The sequence below is a fragment of the Yersinia pekkanenii genome (genome assembly GCF_001152565.1).
Taxonomy (GTDB): Bacteria; Pseudomonadota; Gammaproteobacteria; order Enterobacterales; family Enterobacteriaceae; genus Yersinia; species Yersinia pekkanenii.
The window spans coordinates 1-5,880 of sequence record NZ_CQAZ01000089.1 but is presented as its reverse complement, the minus strand read 5'-3'; the positions used below and the strand labels follow the sequence as shown (position 1 = coordinate 5,880).

The window sequence follows — 5,880 nt, the reverse complement described above, 5'->3', positions numbered from 1 at the left end:
ATTGAGACATTCAAGGCTGTCAAATCTTTGCAGGGGAAAGCCAATGAGTAACGCTATCGATTACAACAATGTCTCACCTATCAGGCCTCACCTTGAGGTCGTGGAGTGTCGCGTGGCAGATACCAATGATGGATTCATCATGCTGGCCATGGAGCTTTATGAGGAGCTTATAGGCGCTAATCTGACGAAGAATCAAGCCAAGGTGGTGCACGCTGTATGTCGCAAGACTTATGGCTATAAAAAGAAGATGGATCGCATTGCCGACAGCCAGTTAGCAATCCTATGTCGAATCAGTAGAGAGAAGGTCTGCACTGCAAGAAACGAGCTGATTGAGATGAAAGTCATCCTTTCAGATGGTAGAAAAATAGGGCCAAATAAAAATATTTCTGAGTGGAAAATTCCGGTAAGTACCCGAATAGGTAACATTGTTACCAAGAAGGATACAAAAACTGTTACCGACTTGGTAACACCAACTGTTACCGAATTGGATACACACAAAAGAAATACTTTAAATAAAAAAGAAACTACCCCTAAATCCCCAGAGGGGACTTTGGTCGAGAAGGATAAATCAAAAACCAAACAGCCAGCATCGTCAAAGTTCACATTCGACCGTGAGCGCTTCAAAGAAACATGGAACCGAAAAGCAAATAAGCACGGCTTACCCCGCATAGTAAGCATCAGCACCACTACCGAGAAAGGGCTTAAACGCCTGTATGAATCCCACCTTAAGCATTGCAAAGAAACAAAGCGCATCCCGCGAGACATAGACACCTTCATCAATGGATACATAGAGTTCGGTTATACGCCAAGCTCGTTTGCAATGGGCGAAAATCCGGCTGGTAAGAAATACGGGATAGATACTGCTCTAACCCAAAGGATCATCGACCAAGTTATTAGTCAGGAGGCTTAGCATGGAAAGTTACGACTTTGAAGAGCAGTTGATTGGCTCGATGATTATCAAGGGCGATCACATCGACTGTCACGAAATCACCGGCAAGCTTCCTGCTGAAGCCTTTGATAACTTCCACCTCCGCAACATGTACTCAGTGATATCCGCGCTGCTGAGTAAGTGCGAACCCATAGACCCGTTTACCATTCAAGAGGCGGTTCCTGTGGGCACTAAAGACATGGTGTTGACCGTCTCATCTCGCTGTAAGTCATCGGCAAACATCAAGGCGTGGGCTAAGCGTGTTCGTCAGTGCTGGATGCTTCGCAAGGGTGAGTCTGAATTCATCAGGGCAGCGGAGATCCTGCGCAGTGCTGGCACTCACAATATCAACGAGTGCATAGCGGAAGTGTCAGGGATTGTATCTCGCTTGCAGTTTGAGACGAATGACAAAGTTCCCCGCCGAGTAGGTGACATGCTGGACGATTACATGCAGGTGCTGGAGAAACGAATGCATGGAGCTGAGTCTGGGCTCTATCTAAAAACCGGCATTGATCCTATGGACGATGAATACGGTGGCTTTGACCGTACTGACCTGATCATCATCGCTGGGCGACCGGGCATGGGTAAGACTGAATTGGCAATCAACATTGCTAACTCAATCGGCCAGCAGAAGGGAAGAGGCCTGATTGTGTCGATGGAAATGTCCGATATGCAAGTTGTTGAGCGTCACGTTGCAGATCGTTCCGGGCTGGCAATTGGGGCTTTACGCAATCCACTAGGGATGATTCAGGAGCAATACACCCGGCTAACAGCAGCGACAGGCACTCTCCTGAACGAAAATAACTATGTCATCGACGGGTCTTTCACCGTTGATGAATGTATAGCGCACGCTGAGCGAATGAACATGGATGGAGGGTTGAGTTTCCTTGCGATTGATTACCTTGAACTGATGAATTTGCCAAAGGCTGATCGATATGACCTATCCATTGCAGCAGTGACCCGCAAGCTGAAACAATTCTGCCTTCGAAATAAAGTCCCGGTCATTCTCCTCGCGCAACTTAACCGTAATGCGGAAGGCCGACAGGAGAAGCGCCCGAACATGAGTGATCTCGCTGGCTCAAGCTCTATCGAGAAAGATGCAGACGTTCTTATCTTCCCGTATCGCGACGAGGTTTATAACAAGAACAGCAACATGAAAGGGCTGGCAGAAATCATTATCGGCAAATACCGCTCTGGCAAACCAAATACGTTTTACATGGGCTGGCGAAATGGTCACTTCACTAACATTGATCAGGAAGATGCTGCGAGACAATTTGCTGCTAATGAAAATGAGCCTAAACAGGCTGCCAACTGGCGCTAATTCGAGGAAATCATGATGGACATAACTAAATCGCAGTCTGACTTTGAAGCTTGGCTTAAATCGAAAATGCCAACGACATACAAGTTGGCCTACGAAACAGAAAATTATTGCGACGATGAAGACATGGTTAATTTAGCCAAGGCATCAGTGCTTGATATGCGCACTGCATGGCAAGCGTCGAGAGATAGTCTAGTTGTGGATATTCCTGAGGAAATGACCTGTCGTGAGGCGCTAGAACAAGGCCATACGAGTGATTATGCCAACGGGTTTACAGCCGCAATTATTCAATGCTATGCCGTTGTGCGCACTGCCGGTATTCGAATCAAGGGAGAGAGTGAATGAAAAAGCTTAAAGAGGAAATCATCGAGCGATTGAAAGCAGAGCAAGATAGTGGCGACCCAGAAAGCGCCCACAGTAACGCTGATGACGCTCTCTGCGACCTGCTAATTAATCTCGGTTACTCAGATGTCGTTGCTGAGTTCAACAAAGTAGAAAAATGGTATGCGTGAGGTAAGTCCATGAAAGCATTAGATAGTTTCACTGTAGAAGAGATTGAAGAAATTATAAGTTCCTGCCAGCAAGAGATTCACAACACGCCAACTAGTGATGAGTTTCCTGTAAGCCCTCGTCTGCTACTTTCACTGGCCGCCATCGCGTTAGCTGCAAAGAGGGCTGAGCCTGATTACTACATTGTGAGATTGGAGCATAGTGATGCGTGGGGTAAAGAGGTGGTTCTCAATACATACGAAATCAATCTTGATGCCATCAAGTCAAAGGCCGACCACGGCGGCGAGATTATCCCTACCTACACAACCCCACAGTTGAACTCTCCGGAGATACCGGAAGGTTGGAACAGTACACTTGAAACCGCAGCAAAGTTAATCGACCTGTGCCGCACTTATACGATTCTAGGTGATTCCGGCAGTTACAAAGAGCGAACCATCAACGATTGTGAATTAACTATGCAAGAGATTGAAAGTTATCTCACCGCCGCGCCGGAACCACAAAACCAACAACAAAATATTCCTGAAATTATTCATCAAGGCTGGACAAGCAGCGACCCTGCCAATGCAGCATTGGTGATGCTGGACAGAATTGACACGATGGACTCCGCTGATGATGACAGGATTGAGGATATTAAATTAATAATCAGGCAGCTAGCCGCCGAGCCGGAGAAGGGAAATGGATGACTTCTGTTTACACCAAAGTACCTTCAAGCAATTAGGCGCAACCCTTCAAATACTCATCACCTCAGGCAAGAAATACCGCGTCTCAATCTGTGAGTGGCGGGATAAACGCAGCCTACCCCAGAATGCACTCAGCCACATGTGGTACGGCGAAATAAGCGCTTACCTCATTAAGTCGGGACGCACTGACGCAACGCCAGCGTGGGTAAAGCGCAATCTCAAGAAAACCTATCTCGGCTGTGAAGAGGTCGAATACACCGATTTTGTGACCGGCGATAAAGTTAAAATGTGGGAACCGCGCCATACGTCAAAGCTCGATACTGGCGATATGCATTTCTTTCTGTCTCAAGTCGAAATGTGGGCCGCTGAATTCGGACTGGCGCTGACCATCCCGAACGGATGTGAATACTCAAACCTCAAACAAAAGCAGGTGGCGTGATGACCGAATCTGACTGGCTAATAATTTGCGCGTTCATCTGCTCTGTAATTTATGCGGGGACAAGAGGGAGGCGAAGATGACGCGACGAAGCCCGACCCAGATAACCTGATATTCCGCAAGACCTCTCGAACCAAGCCTAAACCCCCAATCCCCGCCAGCGAAATACCCACATATGACGCTATCTATCCGTTATTAGCTAAACGCTGGCTAAGACTCAGGAGTAGAAAGAATGCTTGAACTACAGCGCACCGTCTGCGCGTTCTGCCGCGCAACGCTAAAGCCCGATGAGGTTTATTCTTGCGATCAATGCGAACGTGAAAACGCGAGCATAGAGATGCTGGAGGAAGTCGATGATAACCGGCAAGCCGAATAAGCCGCCCAAGCTAAAGAAGTGCAAAGTCTGCCCCACCAAATTCACCCCGTTCTCTTCCACTCAAAAAGCCTGCTCAATTCCCTGCGCCAGAATCATTGCTAAGCAAGAAGCTGATGCAAAGCAACAGGCAATAGACCGCAAGGCATGGCAAAAACGAAAGGAGAGCCTCAAGACGGCGTCCGATTGGAATAAAGAGGCGCAGGTAGCAGTCAATAGATACATCTTTTGGAGGGACTACGGCAAGCCCTGTATCGCATGTGGAAACGCATTAAATTACGGAGTAAGGGGTGGGGCAGTTGACGCCAGTCATTACCGCTCAAGAGGAACAGCATCACATCTTCGGTTCAACGTTTTTAATATTCACGCCGGTTGCGTTCGTTGCAATAGAGAAATGTCCGGCAACCTGATCCCCTTCCGCAGAAATCTCATTATCAAGATAGGCATCGTTCGTGTTGATCGCCTTGAAACAGACAACGCCCCAAGAAAATTCGACATCCCATACCTGCAACGAGTGAAAGCGATATTCACTCGCCGGGCGAAGCATTACGAAAAACTACGCAAGAGATACCTGGAGGCAGCTTAATGTTCACTGATATCAACTCTGCAATTGATGAAGCCAGATTTATGAAAGCGACTACTGGCCATTGTCACGCAGTCATTCAACGCCCTGGTGGAATAATGCTTGTTAGAAAAGGGTGGGGCAAAGGAATGCAGGCGCTCTACACGACGAAGCAAGACAGGTTTGGCACGGTTAACACTGACGAGCAGAGGGCGGCATGAAAACCACACCCTGGCAGGAACTGGCAAAGGCACCCAGAAAGAGTTATTTGGGCAAATACAAAAAACTCACACCGATTCAGGAGCGATGGATTAAAGCGATCCTTTGCGTGTGGGCGGAAGAGTTTGGCGGTAGTGGTTACGGTGGAGGAGTGGATGGGGTCGGAATATGGAGATTCATATCTGGCTGGAGCGTAGAAGATACGGATAGATTTACCAGAGTGATGGAGGATTTGAGAAAGATTGGGTATCAGGGGGGTGAGCTGCTGACTAAAGCTCAGTCGATTTTATGGCCTAAACGAACTATCAGCGACATGTTACAGCGCGCCAACGATGAGGATGAAGCTGATTTCGTCGAGAAGGCCATTCTTAAAGCTTTTAGAGCTGACAATCCAATATATGTAATCGCCTGTAAGTACTATGTTGACAGGAACCCTGTGCAAGATCTCGCAAATTATATGCAATACCAAGTTTCACCATGGTTGACTAACAAACAGTGCGCAGATCGGGTTAGATGGTGCATTAGTTTATTTGATGCGAAGGTGTATATGGTTCTGCAAGATGACTTAAGAGCTGAGTTAGAGATAATAAAGTCTGCCGCATAAATTTATTTTCATTTTCACTTGAAAATAAGTAATGAAAGTGTATATTTCATGTAGGCTCGGGAGCAAAAAGCGAAAGAGCGGTGAGTTAGGGAATAAGCGGCGGCCCCTAACTCACAGATACCGCCGAGTTGGTCACTTCGACTTAGGTCTGGAACTCCAACCACGCTGGCTGAGAGGTCGGTAAAATTAGAAGCCTCGGTTAATCGCCGGGGCTTTTTCATTTCTACATTCGCATGGGTACTGGATTGGT

11 protein-coding genes are annotated in these 5,880 nt (G+C 47.4%); 10 read left to right on the top strand and 1 reads right to left on the bottom strand.

Translation table 11 applies throughout. The features are described from left to right. Positions 1 to 112: 112 nt before the first annotated feature. From AEP37_RS22130 to AEP37_RS22095, 10 genes are all read left to right on the top strand, one after another. Entirely contained in the window at positions 113 to 910 is a 798-nt protein-coding gene (locus tag AEP37_RS22130) for a replication protein (protein WP_235801438.1), read from the top strand. Position 911: 1 nt separating this feature from the next. After that, the gene (locus AEP37_RS22125) at positions 912 to 2,249 is read left to right on the top strand and encodes a replicative DNA helicase (protein ID WP_049615349.1); all 1,338 of its coding nucleotides are present in this window, start codon (positions 912 to 914) and stop codon (positions 2,247 to 2,249) included. 12 nt (positions 2,250 to 2,261) lie between these two features. Next, entirely contained in the window at positions 2,262 to 2,591 is a 330-nt protein-coding gene (locus AEP37_RS22120; protein ID WP_156168726.1) for a hypothetical protein, read from the top strand. After that, positions 2,588 to 2,758 carry a hypothetical protein gene (locus tag AEP37_RS26325; RefSeq protein WP_156168724.1) on the top strand — a complete coding sequence of 57 codons (171 nt, stop codon included), beginning with the start codon at positions 2,588 to 2,590 and terminating at the stop codon, positions 2,756 to 2,758. Before AEP37_RS22120 ends, AEP37_RS26325 begins: the two co-directional genes overlap by 4 nt. Positions 2,759 to 2,767: 9 nt before the next feature. Further along, complete coding sequence (locus AEP37_RS24395) at positions 2,768 to 3,439, top strand: hypothetical protein (protein ID WP_053101995.1); 672 nt, start codon at positions 2,768 to 2,770, stop codon at positions 3,437 to 3,439. Next, positions 3,432 to 3,875, top strand: coding sequence for a hypothetical protein (locus tag AEP37_RS22110; RefSeq protein WP_049615347.1), 444 nt, complete (start codon positions 3,432 to 3,434; stop codon positions 3,873 to 3,875). Before AEP37_RS24395 ends, AEP37_RS22110 begins: the two co-directional genes overlap by 8 nt. A gap of 229 nt (positions 3,876 to 4,104) precedes the next feature. Continuing rightward, complete coding sequence (locus AEP37_RS26710; RefSeq protein WP_156305516.1) at positions 4,105 to 4,248, top strand: hypothetical protein; 144 nt, start codon at positions 4,105 to 4,107, stop codon at positions 4,246 to 4,248. After that, on the top strand, positions 4,226 to 4,831 hold the full coding sequence (locus AEP37_RS22105) for a recombination protein NinG (RefSeq protein WP_049615346.1): 606 nt from the start codon (positions 4,226 to 4,228) through the stop codon (positions 4,829 to 4,831). The genes AEP37_RS26710 and AEP37_RS22105 overlap by 23 nt, the downstream gene beginning before the upstream one ends. After that, positions 4,831 to 5,028 carry a hypothetical protein gene (locus AEP37_RS22100; RefSeq protein WP_049615345.1) on the top strand — a complete coding sequence of 66 codons (198 nt, stop codon included), beginning with the start codon at positions 4,831 to 4,833 and terminating at the stop codon, positions 5,026 to 5,028. The genes AEP37_RS22105 and AEP37_RS22100 overlap by 1 nt, the downstream gene beginning before the upstream one ends. After that, a complete protein-coding gene (locus AEP37_RS22095; RefSeq protein WP_049615344.1) occupies positions 5,025 to 5,630 on the top strand; it encodes a hypothetical protein in 606 nt (201 codons plus the stop codon). The genes AEP37_RS22100 and AEP37_RS22095 overlap by 4 nt, the downstream gene beginning before the upstream one ends. A gap of 14 nt (positions 5,631 to 5,644) precedes the next feature. Here the strand turns inward: AEP37_RS22095 and AEP37_RS27040 are convergent. Next, a partial coding sequence (locus tag AEP37_RS27040) for a hypothetical protein (RefSeq protein ID WP_209435170.1) occupies positions 5,645 to 5,880 on the bottom strand: 236 nt, incomplete at its 5' end.